The sequence below is a fragment of the Dietzia sp. SLG310A2-38A2 genome (assembly GCF_014145095.1).
GTDB lineage: Bacteria > Actinomycetota > Actinomycetes > Mycobacteriales > Mycobacteriaceae > Dietzia.
Genome location: NZ_JAALDX010000494.1, coordinates 1 through 2,144, shown reverse-complemented (window position 1 = coordinate 2,144; position 2,144 = coordinate 1). Strand labels below are relative to the sequence as shown.

The 2,144-nt window shown below is 71.7% G+C and carries 3 protein-coding genes; 2 read left to right on the top strand and 1 reads right to left on the bottom strand.

Annotated features, from left to right (window positions below; all coding sequences use genetic code 11):
• Window positions 1–30: 30 nt before the first annotated feature.
• On the bottom strand, window positions 31–663 hold the full coding sequence (locus G6027_RS15980) for a class I SAM-dependent methyltransferase (protein WP_182638025.1): 633 nt from the start codon (window positions 661–663) through the stop codon (window positions 31–33).
• A 61-nt stretch (window positions 664–724) separates the two neighbouring features.
• On the opposite strand from G6027_RS15980, the gene G6027_RS15975 reads away from it, so the two are divergent.
• Both G6027_RS15975 and G6027_RS15970 read left to right on the top strand, forming a co-directional pair.
• Window positions 725–1,396, top strand: a complete 672-nt coding sequence (locus tag G6027_RS15975; protein WP_182638024.1) for a PIG-L deacetylase family protein — start codon at window positions 725–727, stop codon at window positions 1,394–1,396.
• A gap of 141 nt (window positions 1,397–1,537) precedes the next feature.
• A partial coding sequence (locus G6027_RS15970; protein WP_182638023.1) for a methyltransferase domain-containing protein occupies window positions 1,538–2,144 on the top strand: 607 nt, incomplete at its 3' end.

Sequence of the window (2,144 nt, the reverse complement as noted above, 5' to 3'; positions counted from 1 at the left end):
TCCCGCCACAGGCGGGGGCCGAGCGTCCGGTCACCGACGTCGCGCCGAACCGCTGAGCATCGGGGTCAGCGGCAACACCGGCGGGAACGGTCGGGTCCTGAGCCCGGAGACGTCGAACCCGGCCGCGGAGAGCGTCTGACCGGTGTCCCGGTTCGGGCGACACCCCCCGCCGAGCCGGCTCCACACCGGGGTGATCCTGTCGGCCAGGCGACCCAGCCGCCCCTCGGCCCGCACGTGCTCGAGCAGTCGTAGTTCCCCCCCGGGAGCGAGCACCCGGTCCGCCTCGGCCAGTGCGGCCGGGACATCGGGGACCGTGCACAGGACCAACCCGAAGACCACCGCGTCGGCCTCACCATCCGCGAGCGGCAACGCCTCCGCCACCGAGTCCACCACCTCGACCGGGACCGCCGCGCGGGCTGCGTAACGCCGCGCGTGGGCACGAAGGTGCGGATCCGGTTCGATCGCCACCACCCTCGTGACCTCCGGCGGGTAGTGCTCGAACGTCACGCCACTTCCCGCGCCCACCTCCACGACGGTTCCCGCCAGTCCGTCCACCAGTCGGCTCCGGGCCCGGGCCAGTCCGATCCGCTCGAGCACCGGACCGGCCGCCACCCAGACCCGCGCGAAGAGCGAGACATCCGACCGTTCGCGACGAGCACCCATGAGGCGATACGGTACCGGGTATCCGGTGTTTCCGGAACCGCTCGAGGAGAGGAACGCGGAGATGACCGAGACGACCGGACTTCCGCCGTGGGATTCAGTTCTGGCCGTGGTCGCCCACCCGGACGACGAGTCGTTCGGCCTGGGCGCCGTGCTGTCGACCTTCGCCGATGTCGACGCGGGCGTGGATGTCCTCTGCCTGACCAGGGGCGAGGCCTCCACCCTCCATGGCGTCGTCGGTGACCTCTCGCAGATCCGCGAGCACGAACTACGCGCCGCCGCGGACGCTCTCGGGGCCAGGCGGGTCACGCTGCGCGACCTCCCCGACGGAGGCCTGGCAGACCTCGAGCCGTCCGTCCTCGACGACGAGGTCGAGCACGCCCTCGCGCAGACCCGGCCCGACGGCCTCGTCGTCTTCGACTCCACCGGTATCAGCGGCCACCCGGACCACGTGGCGGCCACCGCGGCGGCCGTCCGAGCGGGAGACCGCCGCGGGCTGCCCGTATTGGCGTGGACTCTCCCGGACGAGATCTGCGGGAGCCTCGCGGGCGAGGGGTACTCCGGATTTCTCGGTCGGCCCGGTGGGGAGATCGACCTGGCGCTGACCGTAGACCGCACCGCACAACTCACCGCCGTGAAGTGTCACCCCAGCCAGGCCGTGCCGGGCAGCGTCCTGTGGAGGAGACTGGAGCTGCAGGGCGACACCGAACACCTGCGGTGGCTCCGACGTCCGTGAGTCCGTGTCGCCCGCGCCACTCCGGAAACCCCCGGGTGCAGCACCGACGAGACGCATGACCAACGAGACGCAGTATCAACCAGAAGCAGTACCAATGTGAAGCAGCACCAACTAGAAGCAGTACCGAAAGGACCACCGCACGTGGACGCCTCCGACTGGAACGCCCGATACCTCGCCCAGCCCGACGTGTGGGGCACCACCCCTGCAGCTCGCATCGTCGCGGAGGTGACGGGCGCCGAGGACGCCGGTCTGCCCGTGGACACCGCGGTGGACCTGGCATGCGGAGACGGCCGGCACGCGCGGTGGCTGGCCGCGCACGGATGGCAGGTCTCGGCGGTCGACTTCTCCGAGGTCGCGATAGACCAGGCCCGCGCCAAGGACTCCGACGACGGCCGCAGCGGCAGCGTCGACTGGGTCGTCGGCGACGCCACCACCTGGTCTCCGGAGGAGTCCGTGGATCTTGTCGTCATCGGGTTCCTCCACCTCGAGATGGACACCCTCACCCGTGTCCTGCGCAACGCGGGCGGATGGCTGCGCCCCGGCGGGCACCTGGTGTACCTCGGACACGCCGCCGAGAACCTGCGTCGCGGCGTCGGCGGGCCGCAGGACCCGACGGTGCTCCCCGGGATCGCCGACCTGGCCCTCGGCGCCCAGGGGCTCGAGGTGGTCTCGCTTCGCCACGACCTGAGGCCGGCCGGGAAGGCGACCGCGGTCGACGTGCTCCTGCACGCCAGGTCCTGGGTCGACA

What these genes read in the sequence shown, in the direction of transcription:
- G6027_RS15980 (WP_182638025.1), bottom strand. Translation starts at nt 663, where the DNA reads ATGGGTGCTCGTCGCGAACGGTCGGATGTCTCGCTCTTCGCGCGGGTC.
- G6027_RS15975 (WP_182638024.1), top strand. Translation starts at nt 725, where the DNA reads ATGACCGAGACGACCGGACTTCCGCCGTGGGATTCAGTTCTGGCCGTG.